Origin of the sequence: Methylocystis sp., assembly GCF_051061285.1 — a bacterium.
In the GTDB taxonomy this organism is placed as follows: domain Bacteria; phylum Pseudomonadota; class Alphaproteobacteria; order Rhizobiales; family Beijerinckiaceae; genus Methylocystis.
The window spans coordinates 41,131-59,037 of record NZ_JBPFEA010000018.1; the positions used below are offsets into that span (position 1 = coordinate 41,131).

Genomic DNA, 17,907 nt, shown 5'->3' on the forward strand with positions numbered 1-17,907 from the left:
GGTTCTGTAACGCGTAGCGTTCTCCTCAGCAAAACAACAGGAGGACGTCATGTCGAAATTTAGCAGAACGATCGTCGGAGCCATCATCGGGTCGGTCATCTTCTTCGGAGTCGGGGTCGGTTTGGCTCACGCACACACTGCGCCTCAGCAGACAGGTTCTGTTGTCTATGTCGAGGCGCCTTAAGCGCGCCTCGGCGACCACGCTCGAAACAGCAGATGGTCAAGGGAGATCGCGCCGGGCCCACGGGCGATCAACACGGTGAGGATCGCCATCCAATAGGCATGGACCGTCCACCATGCATCGGGATAGACGAAGATCTGGATGACGATTGTCATCCCCAGAAGAATGAACGCCGACAAGCGCGTCAAAAGTCCAAGGACAAGCAGCAGCGGCAGGACGAATTCGAGGCCGCTCGTCACATAGGCGGCGGCGTTCGGCGAAATGAGCGGCAGTTTATATTCGTCGGCGAATAGCGCGAAGGTCGCGCTGCGCACGGCTGTCGGGATCTGGAACGACAGATCAAGGCCGAAAATGTCGCGGCCGAGAGTTGGTCCTTCAATCTTAGTCTGACCGGAGACGAAGAACGGATGCGCGGCGACGATGCGCAGGAAGAGGGCGATCAGAGAGTAGGGGATCGCATCCAACCAGCGTGCGATCTTTCTTATGAAATTCATTGCATTCAAGCTCCATCAATGATCGCCGCGGCCACGCCAAAACGCGTTTTTTAAGTTCAGTGCGCGACGCTGACGGCCACGAAGGCTCCAGTCAAGAGAAGCTCGCGCAAGCAGTCGGTCAGTTTGAAATCCGCCGCGACGCCGGTCGCCGCATTCACGGCTTCGCCGAATGTTCCTCCCCTCCTGAGCGCATCCACGAAAGCCGATCCGCCGGCAGGAAGCGTTGACACGCTGATCGCCAGCTCGGGACGGACGACAAGCGCCTCTTCGCCGCGGTCCAATTCCAGCGGCTTCATCTTTTCATCCGACATGTGCCGTCGCCAGATCGAAACGATCGGATGTTTTGATGCGATCACATGCGTCGAGGGATGTAGAGCAGCCGTTGCGCTTTCCAATCGATCGAGCGGCAGGGCGCGCAGGAAATCCAACGACAGCGGCGCGGCGTCAGCGGCGTGATAGGCTGCGCCTACGGCATATTCCAGCCGCGCGACGTCCGGAAGGTAAGGAAGTTCGCGCGCCGGCTCAAATTCCGAAACGAACGTCGCAAACGCGTCGCCATACTCGAAAAGCATCGGCGTGCGCGGAAGGCGTTCGCGCGCATAGCATTGCGCCATGGCGCGGAAAAATTCATCGCCGACCAACTGCAAGCAAATTGGAAAGCGCTCCGCCAGCGCGTCGACCAGTCCGACGCACATATTGTTGCGATAGACCGCGAATCGTCGCTCTGGCGGAAAGCCGCCGGGGGTTTCAACCCCCTTCGGCGGCGGCTGCTCTGGCTCGAGCAGCGCGCGGACAAATGCGCCCTGATCGAAGTCAGCCGAGGTCGTCATGAAGCGCCTCCGATCTCAAGCTGTCTTCGACAGCGCGCCGCCGCCTTGCAAGGAACGCCTCCGCTTGCGTGGCTTGCGCCAAGAGGGTCGGCCAGGAGGGAACGTCGTTGTCCCATTCGATCAGCGTCGCGACCGGTCCGCGTCGCGCCAGCGCGCGATCATAGAGGCGCCAAACCGGGTCAGGGACGGGCGCGCAATGCGCGTCGATCAGCAGAGGGCCGCCAATTTCGTCGACATCCTCGGCATATCCGGCAAGATGTATCTCTTCGACATAGGACATCGGGAAGGCGTCGATATAGTCCTCCGCCGAATAGGCGAGGTTCGCTGCGCTGACATAGGCGTTGGTCACGTCGAGCAGCAGCCGGCAATCCGTGCGGCGCACGACTTCGCGCAGGAATTCGATCTCCGAATATTCCGAGGATCGGAACCGCAGATAGGCTGCTGGGTTTTCGAGGAGCATCGGCCTGCCGAGCGCCTCCTGGATTTCATCCACATGAGCGACGACATGCGCCAATGTCGTCGCATTATAGGGCAGGGGCAGCAGGTCGTTCAGAAAGCGCGCGCCCTGCGTCGACCAGGCGAGATGTTCGGAGCACGCCGCTGGATCATAGCGTTCGACAAGCGTCTTCAGGCGGCCAAGATGCGCGCGGTCGAGAGGCTCAGCGCCGCCGATCGACAGGCCGACGCCATGGATCGAGAGGGGCGAATCTCGGCGCAAACGCATCAGCTGCGCGTGCGGAGTCCCGCCGGCGCCCATGTAATTCTCGGCGTGGATTTCGAAAAATCCGACATCGCGCGCCGAGGCTTGGATGTCCGCGAGATGCGCGCTCTTGAAACCGACGCCAGCGCGAGCGGGCAGCGAGGAGGCTGCGTGCTCGCGGCAATGTTCGGGGGCGGAACGCGTGCCCATGCCTGGCCTCAGTGCGAAATCGGCTCGAGGCTGCCCTTGCCCTTGGGCGTTACGATAGACGTGCACGTGCCCTTCGGAACATATTTCCATGCGTCGCCTTGATAATTGGTCTTTGACGTTCCTGCGCAGCTGGTTCCCGGGCCCGCCGCGCAATCATTCTTGCCCTTCAAGGAAACGCCGAAGCACTTTTCTTGGTCGTTCGCGGCCTTAGCCGTTTCAGCCAGAGCGACGGCCGTCGCAAAGGCGCCCGCGATCGCAAAGGCGGCGCAAAGTTTCCTGTCTGACATTCTGATCTCCCTCTGCTTGCGTCCGATTCATCCATAAACGGCGATCGGTTGAAGTCTGACGTATTCGACGTGCAATACAAGATGACCGTTCGCCGTCTCGAGGGTCAAATTCGTCGCGACGGCGTCAAAGGTTACAGTCTGTGTTCCTCTGCACGAGCAAGTCAGGCGAGATGGCGCGCCGCCGCATGATCGATTAAAATGATCGCTAGCGGACTCCCCGCTCCAGCGCAGAGTCGATATCGACCTCGGAAGCGGCGGAGCGGCAACTCAGATTCGCAGTGGACATGAGCGAATTGAGCGATACCTCGAACGACCGGGAAAGCCGCTGGCGCGCGCTAATGGCGTTGGCGCAGGACGGCGATCACGCGGCGTATGGCGAGCTCTTGTCCGATCTCTTTCCCGTTTTGCGCCGGTTCGTCATGCGAAGATGGCCGAACGCGCATGACACGGAAGACGTGGTTCAGGAAATCCTTGTGTCCATTCACACGGTGCGCCAGACCTATGATCGCCGGCGTCCGTTTACGCCTTGGCTGATGACCATCGCGGCGCGGCGCGTCGCCGACGCCGCGCGAAGCCGTTACGCGCGAGGCGCCAACGAAACGACGGTCGATATTTTGCCTGAAACCTTTGACGGCGACGGCGCGAAATCCGAACAAGAGACGAGGGATGATCGCGAGGCCCTTCGTAGAGCCATGGCGATCCTGCCGGCTGGCCAGCGCCAGGCGATCGAACTGATCAAGATCCAAGGTCTTTCGCTGGACGAAGCGTCTCAGGCCACGGGGAAGAGCGTCGGTTCGCTGAAAGTCGGAATCCATAGAGCGATCAAAGCGATGCGGCAGGCCCTGGAGCGGAATGGCTAGGCGAATGTTGAACCAAGACCTGATCGAAGCCCTGACCGACAATTGCGCGCCGATACGCCCGATCCCACATCCTGCGTGGCGCGCGCTCGTTTGGTTCGCGGTGTCGCTTTGTTATGTCGCGATCGTTGTGGCGGCGATGGGGGTGAGGCCCGACTTTGTCGCCAAGCTTGCCGACCCGCAGTTTGCGACGGAATTGGCCGCGGCGTTCCTGACGAGCGTCGTCGCCGCGGCGGGCGCCTTCAGCGCCGGCTGTCCGGCGCGCCCGATCTGGGAGCGGTTCGCCGCCGGATTTTTCTTCTTGATCTGGATAGGCGCGCTCGCCGTTGGATGTTGGAGGGACGTCGACGCCTTCGGCCTGTCAGGTCTCCTCTCGCATTCGGACATTTATTGCCTGCCCACCATTCTCGCCATCAGCATCCCGGCGGCGGTTTTGATACTTTCGATGGTCAGGCGCGGCGCGCCCATCGCGCCATTCGTGACGATTGGGCTTGCCGCGCTCGCATCGACGGCCATGGCGGCGGCGGCGCTACGTCTATCCTTCAGACAGGACGCGGCAGTGTCGGTCTGCATCTGGCAGTTCGGTTCCGTCATCCTGCTGACGGGAATCGCCTCGCTGTTCGGCCGGGCGCTCCTGCACTGGACCATGCGCGACGAGTTGATCGCCTCTTTTCAAGCGCATCGCCGCTAATCTTACGGTCCGGAAATTGAAAAACGGCGCGGAACGGATGAAGGGCGCGGAACGGATGAAGAAAGCGCACCCGTCCGCGCCGCGTGGCTCACATCTCGGCGACCTTGCCGCCCTTCGCCTCGCAAGCCTTTGCCGATTTTTCAGGCAGCCACCCCTGACCCTTGCAGGAGTTCATGCCCTTGCAGGCGTTGTTCGCAGTCTTGCAGGAGCTGGTTCCCTTGCATGAATTGATTCCGCTGCAATGGACAGACTTGCTCATTTTTTTGGCGAGCGCCGGCGCCGGGGCCGCGCCGCTCAGAACCAGGGCGATCGCCGCGGCGGCCATTGAGGCGCCCGAAACGACTTTGACGTTCATTTCCATCTCCTTGAAAATCAGCTCGCAGGACGAGCGTTCCAGGTTCTTTGGGAACCTGCGGACGCTATTCGTCGCGGCGACGAATAAGGTTACAGCCGAGACTCCCCGAGGGACGGGCGCCGCGTCGCTGACTTCTCCTTTTGCGGCCGCGCCGGCGGAGCGACGCGCCCACCGCCGAGCAAGGCGTACGGCGAGATGGCGCTGATCGAATGCGCGCGCAGCGAATGCGCGCGCAGCGCAGACGTGTGGGCCGACACGGCGGCGCCGTGCCTCGAATTGCCGCTGAACGGCTATTGATGTGCGAAAAGCGTCTGAGGCCGGAATCCTACGCCGTTATTTTAGGCGTCATGCTCGGGGCGGTGGCCGCCTGCAGGAGCATCGCGCTCGTCTCGTCAGCCGAGAATACTCTGGTGAGGCGATTGCGGCTCAGATGCCCTGCGGCGACGTCCGCGATCTCAATAGCCGCGGCGGTGGTTTCATCGGGCGCTTCGAAGAGCGCAAATCCGTCATATTCTGCGCCGGGCGTGTAATATAATCCGATGAGGCGGCCGCCGAAGTGCCTGAGAAGCGCTTCTGAAGCCGCGGCGCGATCCTGGGGCGCCTTGATGAAGGTGGACCAAGCGGCAGGAGAATAGGCAAACTGCGCCAGGAACAAGGGCATGTTTTTAGCTCCTTCGTCCGGAGGCGGCAGTTTGCGCGTTTCGGCAATGCTTGGCAACGCGGGGCGGCAAGGCGCTGCAGAGCGCGATTGCCTTCTGGGAGCGCTGCCCTTAGGTCGTCCCTGCGTTATGCGCCGGTCAAGAATGGCCGGTTTAATGCGAATGTCAAAACCGGAGGTGAGATGCTGTTGACTTTTGTGGCGGCGCGCGGCGGCGATGGTCACGGGAGAGTCGTAAGCGCAGTGTTTAAAACGCTCGCGGCGTTGGTGTTTCTCGCCCAATCAGTGGGCGCGCGCGCAGAGGGTCCAGCCCCCGAAGTGGTGGTCTCCCGCCCGCTCGCCAGGACGATCCCGCGCTGGGACGAATATACGGGTCGTTTCGAGGCCTTAAAGCAGGTCGAGGTGCGCGCCCGCGTCTCCGGCGCTCTGGAGAAGATCAATTTCACCGATGGGCAGTTCGTCAAAGCCGGCGACGTCCTCTTCGTCATCGATCAGCGGCCGTATCAGATCGCGGTCGACAGCGCGCGTGCGGAACTCACTCGGGCGCAGGCGCAAGCCGTAGCGTCGACTCGCGATTATGCCCGCGCGCAGGAGATGACGCAGGGCCGCACCATCACCGCGCGCGACGTCGATCAGCGCAAAGCGAGCAATGATATCGCCAAGGCGCAGGTCATGAGCGCCGAAGCCGCGCTTCGCAACGCGGAACTCAATCTGGAATGGACGCAGGTTCGCGCGCCGATCGCCGGGCGCGTGTCGGACCGTCGCGTCGATTCGGGCAATCTCGTTCAAGGCGGACAGGCGGATGCGACTTTGCTCACGACGATCGTGACGCTCGATCCCATTCACTTCATTTTCGACGCCTCGGAGGCCGACTACATTCGCTATGCGCGCTCAGCGGAGCGCCAGAAGGAAACTTCGCGCGAGTTCAAAAATCGCGTTTCCGTGCGGCTTGCTGACGAAACGGAGTGGACTCGCGGCGGCGTCATGGACTTCGTGGACAATCAGCTCAATCGGCGCTCCGGCACGATCCGTGGCCGGGCCGTCTTCGACAACAAGGACTATTTTCTGACGCCCGGCACCTTCGGTCGCCTGCGCCTGTTCGGCGGCGACGTCTCCGCTCTGCTCATTCCCGATGCTTCCGTCGTCTCCGATCAGACGAGCAAGACCGTGCTTGTCGTGTCGGATGATAACAAGGTCATCGCCAAATCCGTGAGTCTTGGCCCCATTCACAATGGTCTGCGCGTGATCCAATCCGGCCTCGACGCGAAGGATCGGATCGTGATCGGCGGGCTCGCAAATCCGATGGTGCGGTCCGGGGCGACCGTCCAGCCCAAGGAAGGCGAGATCAAGGAAGCGCCTGTCGCGGTCAGCGACCGATAGACGTCGAGATCAGGAACGCTATGCGCATTTCGCACTTCTTCATCGAGCGGCCGATTTTTGCGGCGGTGCTTTCTGTGCTTCTGACGCTTGCGGGAGCGATCGCGCAAGGCGCGCTTCCCGTCTCCGAATATCCGGAAATCGCGCCGCCGACGGTGAACATCAGCGCAACCTATCCGGGCGCGTCGGCGGACGTGATCGCCGAGACCGTGGCCTCGCCCATCGAGCAGGAGGTCAATGGCGTCGACGACATGCTCTACATCACGTCGCAATCGACCGGCGACGGACGCGTGTCGATCGACGTCGTATTCAAGCCGGGCGTCAACATCGATCTCGCGCAGGTGCTCGTTCAGAACCGCGTCGCCATCGCCAATCCGCGGTTGCCAGAGGAGGTGACGCGCTTCGGCGTCGTGGTGAAAAAGGCCTCGCCGGACCTGATGATGGTCGTCCATCTGCTGTCGCCCGACGGCTCGCGCGACCAGCAATATATTTCGAACTACGCGACGCTATACGTGAAGGACGCCATCGCCCGGATCGACGGCGTCGGCGACGCGCGCCTGTTTGGCGCGAGAGACTATTCGATGCGCGTCTGGCTCGATCCGGCGAAAGTCGAGGCGCGCGATCTGACGGCGGGCGACGTCATCGCCGCGCTGCGCGGCGCCAATCTGCAAGTCGCCGCGGGCGCGGTCAATCAGCCGCCCGCGGCCTCGGCGGGCGCCTTCCAGCTTTCGGTGCAGACTCTGGGACGGCTCAGCACGCCGGAGCAATTTGGCGACATCGTCATCCGCGCCGACGCCGACGGCCAGATTTATCTACGCGACATTGCGCGCATCGAATTCGGCGCGCAGGACTATACGCTCAACGCCTATCTCAACCACGACGTTGCGACGGCGCTCGGCATCTTTCAGCGTCCCGGCTCGAACGCCTTGCAGACGGCCGAAGCCGTCAAGCAGGAGATGGAGCGGCTCAAGAAGAATTTCCCCGCCGGCGTCGATTACACGGTCGTCTACAATCCCACCGAATTCATCCAGCAGTCTGTGGACGAAGTCGTCCATACGCTGCTCGAGGCGATTGTCCTCGTCGTCCTCGTCGTCATCCTGTTCCTGCAGACGTGGCGGGCGGCGATCATTCCCGTGGCGGCGATCCCGGTTTCACTGATTGGCAGCTTTGCCGTGATGAAGGCCGCCGGCCTCAGCTTCAACACGCTCTCGCTCTTCGGTCTGGTGCTCGCCATCGGCATCGTCGTCGACGACGCGATCGTCGTCGTGGAGAATGTCGAGCGCTATCTCGCGCAAGGGCTCTCGCCCAAGGAAGCCGCGCACAAGACGATGGATGAAGTCGGCGGGGCGCTGATCGCGATCGCGCTCGTGCTCTGCGGCGTGTTCATCCCCACCGCCTTCATCAGCGGCCTGCAAGGCGCCTTCTATAAGCAATTCGCCATCACCATCGCGAGCGCCACGCTGATTTCAGCCTTTGTTTCGCTCACGCTGTCGCCGGCGCTGGCGGCGATGTTGTTGAAGCCGCATGATGTCGAGGAGGAGGAGAAGACGCATCGGCTGAGCTGGGCGCATGCGCCGCTGCGCCGCTTCTTCGACGCCTTTAACGCCGCGTTCGACAGGGTCTCGACGGCGTATGGCGCGGCGACGGGCCGTCTCGTGCGGCTTGGCGTCGTCATGCTCGCCGTCTACGCGATCCTCATCTTTTTCGCCTTCGATCTGCTGCGCCGAACGCCGACCGGCCTCATTCCGCAACTCGATCGCGGCTATGTGATCGCCGCTTTTCAATTGCCGCCCGGGGCGACGCTCGATCGCACGGACAAGGTCATGCGCGCGGCGACCGACATTATTTTGAAACGTGCGGGCGTCAAGGACGCGGTCGTTTTCACCGGCTTCGATGGCGCGACATTCACCAATGCGCCGAACACCGGCGTGATCTTCGTCACGTTGGAGGCCTTCGAGGAACGCGCAAAGAAGGGGCTGTCCTCGGCGCAGATTCAAGCCGACCTTTACGGCCAGCTGTCCAAGCTGAACGACGCCTTCGTCTTCGTGCTGGCCCCGGCTTCGGTTCCCGGAATCGGCACTGGCGGCGGCCTTAAGGGCTATGTGCAGGATCGCGCCGGGCGCGGACTTCCTGCGCTCGAAAACGCGACGTGGACGCTCGCTGGCGCGGCTGGTCAGTCAGGAGAATTCACGCAGGCGTTCACGCTGTTCAACACGCGCACGCCGCAAATCTTCGCCGACGTCGATCGCACGAAGGCCGAACTCATCGGCGTGCCGGTCTCGCGCGTTTTCGAGACGCTCTCGGTCTATCTTGGCTCGACCTTCGTCAACGACTTCAATGTCCTCGGACGCACCTACCGCGTCATGGCGCAGGCGGATGATCCCTTTCGCCTGACGCTGCGCGACATCGCCAATCTGAAGACCCGCAGCGCCTCGGGCGCGATGGCGCCGATCGGCGCCGTCGCCACCTTCCGCGACACGACGGGCGCGTTCCGCGTGCCGCGCTACAATCTCTATCCGGCCGCCGAGGTGCAGCTCAATCTCGCCCGCGGCGTCTCCTCCGGGCAGGGCATCGCGGCGGTCGAGAAGCTCGCGGCGGAGAAGCTGCCGCAGGGATTTGGCTTCGAATGGACCGAAATCGCCCTGCAGGAGAAGCTTGCCGGAAACACCGCCGCCGTCGCGTTTGGCCTCGCGGTGATTTTTGTCTTTCTGCTGCTCGCCGCGCTCTATGAGAGCCTGCTCTTGCCGGTTTCGGTGATCCTCATCGTGCCGATGTGCATTCTCGCGGCGATGCTCGGGGTCGTCTCAAGGGGGCTCGATCGCAACATATTGGTCGAGATCGGGCTGGTCGTGCTGATCGGCCTCGCGGCGAAGAACGCCATTCTCATCGTCGAATTCGCCAAGCAGGCGGAAGACGCCGGCCAATCCAAATTCGACGCCGCCGTCACCGCCGCCCGCACGCGCCTGCGGCCCATTCTGATGACGTCGCTGGCCTTCATTCTCGGCGTGCTGCCGCTCGCCGTCGCGCAGGGCGCGGGCGCCGAAATGCGTCAGTCGATCGGCACGGCGGTGTTTTTCGGCATGCTCGGCGTGACGCTGTTCGGCCTCGCGTTCACGCCGACCTTCTATGTGGTCGTGCGCATTTTCGCGCGTTATTTCCAATCGGCGAGCGCCCGCGAGTCCACGCCGGCGGCTGTAAGGTCGGACGGGAGTTTCGCGCAGGAAATCGGCTTGCAGGAAGCAAAAAAGATTGATCTGGGCCAAGCCAAGAGGTGGCTCAACGGCCTTCGGCGCAGGCTGCAATGATCAAGGTGGCGCAGACTTAGCCGCGCCTGGCGCAGACTTATCGGAAATGTTCTTCGCGCAGCTTCGTGCTCTGCGTCGGGCCGAACTCACGGCGGCAGGCGGGGCTCAGTCGCGCCACATTGTCGCCCAGGCAGGCTTCGATCTCTTCGACGAAAGGAATGTCGGAGCTGCAGAATCGCAAGGCGTCGCCCATGCAGTCGGAGCGTTCCTGCGACGTGCCCTGAGCGGAGGCAGGGGTCGCGGCGAACGCCAGGAGAAACGGGAAGAGAAGCAAAAACGGAATGAGTTTACGCATGTTGTTCCTCTTACACCTATGCGTTTTATAGTGCGCGAAATTTAGCGTAGAACCGTTCACTGGAAAAGCAAGACGAGTTTACGGAGCTTGGTAATCAGAACGTCGCGTTGGCGCGAGGGCTTGCTCGGCAAGGGCGGCGCGGGTGAGACGCAAGAGTTCGTCGAGCGAGGGATTGGACAGGGCGTCGCCTGACGGTTCGAAACGCACGACGGGATCGCGCGTGCAGAGTCGCAGACAGTCGCGCGTCGCAATAACGATACAGCCGGATGCCAGCTCCTTCGAAAAGGCCTGCGCAAAAGACGTCTCGATCGACGCGAGCAGCGTGCGGCCTTTCCCTTCGGCGTCGCAGCGCGGGCCGACGCAGACGAGAAGACGAACGGGGCCAGCGTTCACGAGCGCGCCTAATAGATTGGGTGTTGCGTGCAGAGCGCCGCGACGTCTTTGCGGACAGCTTCGATCAACGGGGCATCCTTCGGATTTTTCAGCACGCGATCGATCCATCCCGCAATCGCTTCGAATTCGGCGACGCCGAACCCGCGCGTCGTTCCGGCATTGCTCGAAAGGCGCAGGCCCGACGGCGCCTCGGGCGGACGCGTATCGAAGGGGATCATATTCTTGTTGACGGCGAGGCCGGCGCGCTCCAGCGCTTTGGCGGCGACATCGCCAGTCAAACCGCGCGCGGCAAGATCGACGAGCAGCAGGCCCATATCCGTGCCGCCGGTGACGATGCGCAGGTCTGCGTCTGCAAGCGCGCGCGCCAGCGCCCGCGCATTGTCGATCACCGCGCGGTTGTAGGCCGTAAATTCCGGACGCATGGCTTCGCCAAGGCACGCCGCCTTGCCGGCGACGCCATGCAGCAGCACCGAACCCTGCACGCCCGGGAATATGCCGGCGTTGATCTTGCTGCTCAGGCCTTCGTCGTTCCACAGAACCATGCCGCCGCGCGCGCCGCGCAGCGATTTGTATGTCGTCGTCGTCACGACATGCGCGTGGGGGAGGGGATCGGGATAGAGGCCGGTCGCGACAAGGCCGGCGAAATGCGCCATATCGACGAGGAGATAGGCGCCGACCTCATCGGCGATCGCGCGCATCGACGCAAAATCGATGGCCCGCGCATAGGCCGAGCCGCCGGCGATGATCATGCGCGGGATTTCGCGCCGCGCGAGATCGCGCACCTCGTCGAGATCGATGCGTTCGGACTCGCGGCTGACGCCATAGGAGACGATTTTGTAGTCGCGCCCGGTCAGAGTCGCCGGATGGCCATGGCTGATGTGGCCGCCGGCGGCGACATTCATCGAGAGGATCGCATCGCCGAGTTTCAACAGGCCGAGAAACACGCCGGCGTTGGCGTTGGAGCCTGAATGCGGCTGCACATTGGCGAAGCGGCATTTGAACAGCTTCTTCGCCCGCTCGACCGCGAGCGCCTCGATGGCGTCGGCGAAGTGCGCGCCGCCATAGTAACGCGCATAGGGGAGGCCCTCGACGGTCTTGTTGGTGAGGACCGAGCCCTGCGCCTCCAGCACGAGCCGCGAGACGATATTTTCGGAGGCGATCAGCTCGATGCAGTCCTGCTGCCGGCGCAACTCGCCGGCGATGGCCGCGGCGAGTTCGGGGTCGGCGGACAGGCCGGCGGTGAAGTAGTGATCGTGTAGGGCCGCAATCGCAGACAAAGCACTCTCGATCTCCGATGGATTTCTTCCCCTTAACATCGCCCTCCGGGAAAATCGATCGACGCTAGACGCCGTATTCGGGCCTGTCGGGGGCGCGTCGCTGCGTCCGCTCATGGAAGGGATAGCGGAAGCGGGGGTCGCCCGGCGCTGGCGGCGCGCCTAGTTATGATCTATTACTAATAGATAAGAGTTTATCCGAAAGTTGGGAGAAAGCGATGGCGACGGTGACGATTTCGCTTCCAGAGTCGCTCAAGAAATTCGTCGAAGATCAACTGGCCGACAAGGGCTATGGAAACGTGAGCGAATATTTTCGCAGCCTGCTGCGCGAGGCGCAAGCAAAGGAACGCGACGCGCGGCTTGAGACGCTGTTGCTTGAAGGATTGGCGAGCGGCGAGGGCGTCCCCTTGTCGAAGGAGTTCTGGGCGCGATTGCGGAACGACGCCGTCGCTTCGGCCAAGGCGCGCGCGGGCCAAAAGAAGAAAGCATGAAGGCGTTCATTCAGCGGTCGGCGGGCGACGATATTTTTCGGACGCGATGAGTTATATGCCGTCTTGCAGGCGCTGCAGCTCGTCGGCGATGGCCGAAGCGAGTTCGGGATCGGCGGAGAAGGCGACGGTGAAGTAGGTGGAGTGTGTGTGCAAGGGCGCTCTATTCACGCCAAGGCTCGGAAATCTTTATGGTTGCAATGGATTGAAACCTGTATGTTTTTTGCGGATAATTTCCTCAATGACTTGCTCCTTCCATACGGTCCCGATGCTAAGATTTTCGTCGGCATCGGTTCGGCCGGAGTAAATTCCGATGAATTTCTCTACTCTTCCAAAGACGGCATCGTTAATATCTTTACCTTTCGGCACATGCCAGCCATTGGATATTGCAACCACAGGCGCGCCGGACATTCCCTTGCGTGTCGCGGTGTCGACGAGTAGCTTCGGAAGACTGTCAAGATCAATGCTAGGTTCGCTCGCAATTGATGCCCTTTTCCAGAGAGGGAAATGGAATCCTCCACTGTATCCTCCCGGGTACCCGAGCACGAAACAGTCGTCACCCGGGTTGAGCCTTAAGTCGAACCAATCATCATGCTTATTAACTGCCAAAGATGCTACTGTGGCGTCTGTTGGGTCGTAATTGAAGATGGCGAGTGCTGCAACGTCAACTTTTCGTCCGAAAACTGGATGCTCGAACCAAAGCGGTTTCCCGTCCTCTTCGTATAGGCTCAGTTCGTGAGTGCTCCATCCAAACGCGCTCTTACCGTCGACCGTAATATTATGTAGGAAGCGCACTCTGACGTGGGTTGGAACTGCTCCTGATGAGGACAGCGCCGTTTCTTTTTCTGGGTCGCACCCCGTCAAATTGTGCCAGTTGGTGATCAGGTACCACTTTTCGTCATATATCCAATAGCTTCCTGTTGCTGTTGCGCAAACTAGCCAAGACCCGTCAAACTGGCGTCTTAACATTTCAATTTTTTGAGCAATCCTCGAGCACTTGGTTGAAAGCGAAACTCCGCCACTGAGTTTTTGCATACCAAGTCTCACACATCCAAATTCGCTACGCTCAACGCATTCTCCTGAATGAATTCGCGCCTCGGCTCGACGACATCGCCCATCAGCTTGACGAAAATGTCGTCCGCCTCCACGGCTTCCTTCACCTTCACCTGTAGGAGCGAACGCGCGTCGCGGTCGAGAGTCGTCTCCCAGAGCTGTTCGGCGTTCATCTCGCCAAGGCCTTTGTAGCGCTGAATAGTGAGGCCCTTGCGGCCGATCGAGTTCATCGCGTCGTAAAGCGCGAGCGGCCCGGAGAGCGGGGCCTCGTCGCCGCGCCGGATCAGAGTCGCCGGCCCGGCAAAAACGTCGCGCAGGCATTCGGCGCGCTCATGCAGCTTGCGCGCCTCGCTGGAATTTAACAGCGAGGCGTCGAGCGTCACCGCATGCGTCACGCCGCGCAGCGTGCGCTTGAAGACATATTCGAGACTCTGCCCGCCGTCGCGAATCTCGCCCGACCAGCCGCGTTCGGTCTCCTCCGAAATCGCGTCGAGGCGTCGCGCGATGTCGTCAGCGTAGCGCTTCGCCTCTGCTTCATCTGTCTGCGGAGTCAGATCGCCGGCCATCGCCGCCTGTTCGACGACGGCGCGGTCATAGCGCGAATGCAGGCTCAGCATCACGTTGCGGAACGCGCGGGTATCTTCGAGCGTTTGGCGCAAGTCGGCGCCGGCGCGATCCTCTGAGCCGGTGCGCAGCACGGCGCCGTCGAGCAGACTTTCGATCAGATAGTCTTCAAGCGCGCGTTCGTCTTTCAGATATTGCGTCGACTTGCCGCGCATCACCTTGTAGAGCGGCGCCTGCGCGATGAAGATATGCCCGCGCTCGATCAGCTCCGGCATCTGCCGATAGAAGAAGGTCAGGATCAGCGTGCGAATATGGGCGCCGTCGACGTCCGCGTCCGTCATGATGATGACCTTGTGATAGCGCAGCTTGTCGGCGCTGAACTCGTCGCGGCCGATGCCCGTGCCGAGCGCGGTGATCAGCGTGCCGATCTGTTCGGACGACAGCATCTTGTCGAAACGCGCGCGCTCGACATTGAGGATCTTGCCGCGCAGCGGCAGCACCGCCTGGAATTCCCGATTGCGGCCCTGCTTGGCCGTGCCGCCGGCGGAGTCGCCCTCAACGATGAAAAGTTCGGCCTTGGCCGGATCGCGCTCCTGGCAGTCGGCAAGCTTGCCCGGAAGATTGGCGACGTCGAGCGCGCCCTTGCGGCGCGTCAGCTCGCGCGCCTTGCGCGCCGCTTCGCGCGCCGCCGCCGCTTCGCAGACTTTGGAAACGACGGTCTTGGCTTCGGCCGGATGCTCCTCCAGCCACTGGCCGAGCAATTCGTTGACGATATTCTCGACGGCCGGACGCACTTCCGACGAGACGAGCTTGTCCTTCGTCTGCGAGGAGAATTTCGGGTCCGGCACTTTCACCGACAGAACGCAGGTCAATCCTTCACGGCAGTCATCGCCGGTGAGATCGACTTTCTCGCGCTTGGCGAGGCCGGAGGATTCGGCGTAGCCGGTGATCTGGCGCGTCAGCCCGCCGCGAAATCCAGCGAGATGCGCGCCGCCGTCACGCTGCGGAATGTTGTTGGTGAAGGCCAGCACATTTTCGTGATAGCTATCGTTCCACCACAGCGCGACTTCGACGTTGATTTGGTCGCGCTGGCCGTGAATGAGGATCGGCGCCGAGACGAGCGGCGTCTTCGCGCGGTCGAGATAGCGCACGAAAGCCTCGAGCCCGCCCTCGTAATAAAGCTCTTCGCGCTTGACTTCCGCGTGTCGCGCGTCGGTCAAAACGATGCGCACGCCGGAATTCAAAAAGGCGAGTTCGCGAAGCCGATGCTCGATCGTCGCAAAGTCGAACTCGGTCATCGTGAAGGTCGCGGGGGAGGGCAGAAACGTCACTTCGGTGCCGCGCTTGGGCGCGCCGCCGACGACCGGCGCATCGCCCACGACGACGAGCGGCGCGACCGCGTCGCCGTTGGCGAACTCGATTGCGTGTTCTTTGCCGTCGCGCCAGACGCGCAGCTTCAACCACACGGAGAGGGCGTTGACCACGGAGACGCCGACGCCGTGCAGACCGCCAGAAACCTTGTAGGAGTTCTGGTCGAACTTTCCGCCGGCGTGCAGCTGCGTCATGATCACTTCGGCCGCTGAGACGCCTTCCTCGTGATGGATGTCGGTCGGAATGCCGCGGCCATTATCGAAGACCGTACAGGAGCCGTCTGCGTTGAGCGTCACGTCGACATGGGTGGCATGGCCGGCGAGCGCCTCGTCGATAGCGTTGTCGACGACCTCGTAAACCATGTGGTGGAGGCCGGTGCCATCGTCCGTGTCGCCGATATACATGCCGGGACGCTTACGCACGGCGTCGAGGCCACGCAGCACCCTGATGGACCCTGCGCCATATTCCGCGGGGTCGTTCCGTTCGGTTTCTTCGTTCATGTGACCTATTCGTCGGGGGGTCGAACGACCCTCGATTCGAGAAGGCCGATTTTACCCCGGAATGGTTGCAAAATGCACGGAAATAACTGCGCTTTCGGGCGGCTTCACCGCCTTTCCGGCGGGCGGCGGGCCCGCGCCGGCTTCCCGGCCAGGGTTATGCCTGGGCGCCGGGCAGAAAGCTAACGCAGCGCCTCCGCCAAGGCTTCGAGAAAGGCGTCGCCGTAACGCGCGACTTTCCTCTCGCCGACGCCGTGCACCGCGAGCATGTCGTCGAGCGTCGCCGGCCGCTTTTCCGCCATGTCGATCAGCGTGCGATCGGCGAAGACGACATAGGCCGGCACGCCTTCCTCCTGCGCCAGTTCGCGCCGCTTGCGCTTGAGGGCCGCGAGAATGCGGTCCGTCGTCTCGTCGAGGCCGGCGGCGGCTTTTTTGCGGCGGTCGCTGCGCGTCAGCGGATCGTCGCGCAGCATAATCGTCTCGCGGCCGAAGAGGATCTTCTCGCCTTTCGCCGTCAGCGCGAAACCGCCCATAGGGCGTCCGTAAGGACGCCCGTCTTTCGACGAGCTATGTTCCGCGCTTGCGGTTCGCAGCGCGCCGGCGGCGAAGAGCTGACGCATGATCGACGACCACTGCGATTTGGAAAATTCCTTTCCGACGCCGAAAGTCTTGATCGCGTCATGCCCATGCCGGCGCACGGCGTCCGTCGCTTCGCCTCTCAACACGTCTGCGATATGTCCGGCGCCGAAGCGCTGGCCGGTGCGATAGATGGCGGAGAGCGCCTTTTGCGTCGGGATGACGCCGTCGAAAACCGCGACCTTGCCCTGACACACGTCGCAGCATCCGCAAGGCGCGGCTTCTTCCGCGAAATAGGCGAGCAGCGTCTGGCGCCGGCAGCGCGGCGTCTCGCACAGCATGGCCAGCGCGGAGAAGCGGTCGTGCTCGATGCGGCGGCGCTCCTCGCTCACGTCCTTTTCGTCGATGCGCCGGCGGAGGAAGGCCATGTCGTCAAGCGAGTAGAGCGTCAGCGTATCGGCCGGCAGCCCGTCGCGGCCCGCGCGCCCGATCTCCTGATAGTAGCTCTCAACGGACGACGGCATATCGGCATGCGCGACGAAGCGCACATCCGGCTTGTTGACGCCCATCCCGAAGGCGATGGTCGCGACGGCGATGACGGCGTCTTCACGCAGGAAACGGTCGCCATTGCGATTGCGCGCCGCCTGATCCATCCCCGCATGATAGGCCAGCGCGTCGTAACCTTGCTCCTGAAAGTAATACGCAAGGTCTTCGGTGCGCTTGCGCGACGAGCAATAAACGATGCCGCTTTCGCTCTTGTGTTTTTCGAGAAAGTGCGAGAGCTGGCGTTTCGGCTGGTCCTTCAGAGCGAAATTAAGCGCTATGTTGGGCCGATCGAAACTGTGCAGGAAGAGCTGTGGCGGCGAGGAAAAAAGTCTCCTGGCGATGTCCTCGCGCGTCGCGGCGTCGGCCGTAGCGGTGAGGCCGATCGCCTGGATGTCGCCGAGCGCCTCGGCGGCGCGACCGATCTCGCGATATTCGGGACGGAAATCATGGCCCCATTCCGAAACGCAATGGGCTTCGTCGATGGCGAGGCGTCGCGCCCCGGCGCGGCGCACATCGGCGATGAGTCCGTCCATCATCAGGCGCTCGGGCGAGACATAGAGCAGCCGCAACGCGCCGTCTCGCATCGCGCGGCGGGCTTCATCATTCTCTTCCGCGCCGTTCATGGAGTTGAGCGTCGCCGCCGCAATGCCGAGCGCCCGCATCTGCTGCACCTGATCGCGCATCAGCGCGATGAGCGGCGAGACGACCACCGTGAGCGCGCCTTCCATGATCGCGGGAAGCTGATAGCACATCGATTTGCCGCTGCCGGTCGGCATGACCGCGAGCACCGGCCCGCCCTGGAGCACGGCGGCGATGATCTCGGCCTGACCGGGGCGGAAGTCGTCATAGCCGAAAATGGATTTGAGCAGGGCGCGCGCCTGCGGGGGAAGCATGGCCATGGCGGC

General features: G+C 62.3%; 17 protein-coding genes. 5 read left to right on the forward strand and 12 right to left on the reverse strand.

Translation table 11 applies throughout. The features are described from left to right. Nucleotides 1-180: 180 nt before the first annotated feature. The 4 genes from ACR65T_RS06290 to ACR65T_RS06305 are packed head-to-tail and all read right to left on the reverse strand — an operon-like array spanning nucleotide 181 to nucleotide 2,702. The gene (locus ACR65T_RS06290; protein ID WP_434495676.1) at nucleotides 181-675 is read right to left on the reverse strand and encodes a DoxX family protein; all 495 of its coding nucleotides are present in this window, start codon (nucleotides 673-675) and stop codon (nucleotides 181-183) included. Between the two features lie 56 nt (nucleotides 676-731). Beyond that, nucleotides 732-1,505, reverse strand: a complete 774-nt coding sequence (locus ACR65T_RS06295) for an HvfC/BufC N-terminal domain-containing protein (protein WP_434495677.1) — start codon at nucleotides 1,503-1,505, stop codon at nucleotides 732-734. Beyond that, nucleotides 1,489-2,415: an MNIO family bufferin maturase gene (bufB, locus tag ACR65T_RS06300; protein ID WP_434495678.1), complete on the reverse strand. Its 927-nt coding sequence runs from the start codon at nucleotides 2,413-2,415 to the stop codon at nucleotides 1,489-1,491. The genes ACR65T_RS06295 and bufB overlap by 17 nt, the downstream gene beginning before the upstream one ends. A gap of 8 nt (nucleotides 2,416-2,423) precedes the next feature. Beyond that, nucleotides 2,424-2,702 (reverse strand): BufA1 family periplasmic bufferin-type metallophore, encoded by a 279-nt coding sequence (locus ACR65T_RS06305; RefSeq protein ID WP_434495679.1) that lies wholly within the window; start codon nucleotides 2,700-2,702, stop codon nucleotides 2,424-2,426. 284 nt (nucleotides 2,703-2,986) lie between these two features. Here ACR65T_RS06305 and ACR65T_RS06310 point away from each other — a divergent pair, with 284 nt between their 5' ends. Together ACR65T_RS06310 and ACR65T_RS06315 are read left to right on the forward strand one after the other, a co-directional pair. Next, complete coding sequence (locus tag ACR65T_RS06310) at nucleotides 2,987-3,562, forward strand: RNA polymerase sigma factor (protein WP_434495680.1); 576 nt, start codon at nucleotides 2,987-2,989, stop codon at nucleotides 3,560-3,562. 4 nt (nucleotides 3,563-3,566) lie between these two features. After that, on the forward strand, nucleotides 3,567-4,250 hold the full coding sequence (locus ACR65T_RS06315; protein ID WP_434495681.1) for an NrsF family protein: 684 nt from the start codon (nucleotides 3,567-3,569) through the stop codon (nucleotides 4,248-4,250). A gap of 88 nt (nucleotides 4,251-4,338) precedes the next feature. Here ACR65T_RS06315 and bufA2 read toward each other — a convergent pair whose 3' ends face one another. Then, complete coding sequence (gene bufA2 / locus ACR65T_RS06320) at nucleotides 4,339-4,605, reverse strand: BufA2 family periplasmic bufferin-type metallophore (protein WP_434495682.1); 267 nt, start codon at nucleotides 4,603-4,605, stop codon at nucleotides 4,339-4,341. A gap of 325 nt (nucleotides 4,606-4,930) precedes the next feature. Continuing rightward, nucleotides 4,931-5,488 carry a GYD domain-containing protein gene (locus ACR65T_RS06325; RefSeq protein WP_434495683.1) on the reverse strand — a complete coding sequence of 186 codons (558 nt, stop codon included), beginning with the start codon at nucleotides 5,486-5,488 and terminating at the stop codon, nucleotides 4,931-4,933. Nucleotides 5,489-5,506: 18 nt separating this feature from the next. On the opposite strand from ACR65T_RS06325, the gene ACR65T_RS06330 reads away from it, so the two are divergent. Further along, entirely contained in the window at nucleotides 5,507-6,643 is a 1,137-nt protein-coding gene (locus ACR65T_RS06330) for an efflux RND transporter periplasmic adaptor subunit (RefSeq protein WP_434495684.1), read from the forward strand. Between the two features lie 20 nt (nucleotides 6,644-6,663). After that, entirely contained in the window at nucleotides 6,664-9,945 is a 3,282-nt protein-coding gene (locus tag ACR65T_RS06335) for an efflux RND transporter permease subunit (protein WP_434495685.1), read from the forward strand. A 37-nt stretch (nucleotides 9,946-9,982) separates the two neighbouring features. Here ACR65T_RS06335 and ACR65T_RS06340 read toward each other — a convergent pair whose 3' ends face one another. The 3 genes from ACR65T_RS06340 to glyA all read right to left on the reverse strand — a co-directional run bounded on the left by ACR65T_RS06340 (nucleotide 9,983) and on the right by glyA (nucleotide 11,901). Then, nucleotides 9,983-10,240 carry a hypothetical protein gene (locus ACR65T_RS06340; RefSeq protein WP_434495686.1) on the reverse strand — a complete coding sequence of 86 codons (258 nt, stop codon included), beginning with the start codon at nucleotides 10,238-10,240 and terminating at the stop codon, nucleotides 9,983-9,985. A 78-nt stretch (nucleotides 10,241-10,318) separates the two neighbouring features. Continuing rightward, nucleotides 10,319-10,633, reverse strand: a complete 315-nt coding sequence (locus ACR65T_RS06345) for a (2Fe-2S) ferredoxin domain-containing protein (protein WP_434495687.1) — start codon at nucleotides 10,631-10,633, stop codon at nucleotides 10,319-10,321. Nucleotides 10,634-10,641: 8 nt separating this feature from the next. Further along, the gene (glyA, locus tag ACR65T_RS06350; protein ID WP_434495728.1) at nucleotides 10,642-11,901 is read right to left on the reverse strand and encodes a serine hydroxymethyltransferase; all 1,260 of its coding nucleotides are present in this window, start codon (nucleotides 11,899-11,901) and stop codon (nucleotides 10,642-10,644) included. A gap of 224 nt (nucleotides 11,902-12,125) precedes the next feature. On the opposite strand from glyA, the gene ACR65T_RS06355 reads away from it, so the two are divergent. Then, the gene (locus ACR65T_RS06355) at nucleotides 12,126-12,398 is read left to right on the forward strand and encodes a ribbon-helix-helix domain-containing protein (protein ID WP_434495688.1); all 273 of its coding nucleotides are present in this window, start codon (nucleotides 12,126-12,128) and stop codon (nucleotides 12,396-12,398) included. Between the two features lie 186 nt (nucleotides 12,399-12,584). Here ACR65T_RS06355 and ACR65T_RS06360 read toward each other — a convergent pair whose 3' ends face one another. The 3 genes from ACR65T_RS06360 to recQ all read right to left on the reverse strand — a co-directional run bounded on the left by ACR65T_RS06360 (nucleotide 12,585) and on the right by recQ (nucleotide 17,901). Next, a complete protein-coding gene (locus tag ACR65T_RS06360; RefSeq protein ID WP_434495689.1) occupies nucleotides 12,585-13,430 on the reverse strand; it encodes a trypsin-like peptidase domain-containing protein in 846 nt (281 codons plus the stop codon). Nucleotides 13,431-13,438: 8 nt separating this feature from the next. Continuing rightward, nucleotides 13,439-15,883, reverse strand: coding sequence for a DNA topoisomerase (ATP-hydrolyzing) subunit B (gyrB, locus tag ACR65T_RS06365; RefSeq protein WP_434495690.1), 2,445 nt, complete (start codon nucleotides 15,881-15,883; stop codon nucleotides 13,439-13,441). Between the two features lie 179 nt (nucleotides 15,884-16,062). Further along, nucleotides 16,063-17,901, reverse strand: coding sequence for a DNA helicase RecQ (gene recQ / locus ACR65T_RS06370; protein ID WP_434495691.1), 1,839 nt, complete (start codon nucleotides 17,899-17,901; stop codon nucleotides 16,063-16,065). Nucleotides 17,902-17,907 lie beyond the last annotated feature (6 nt).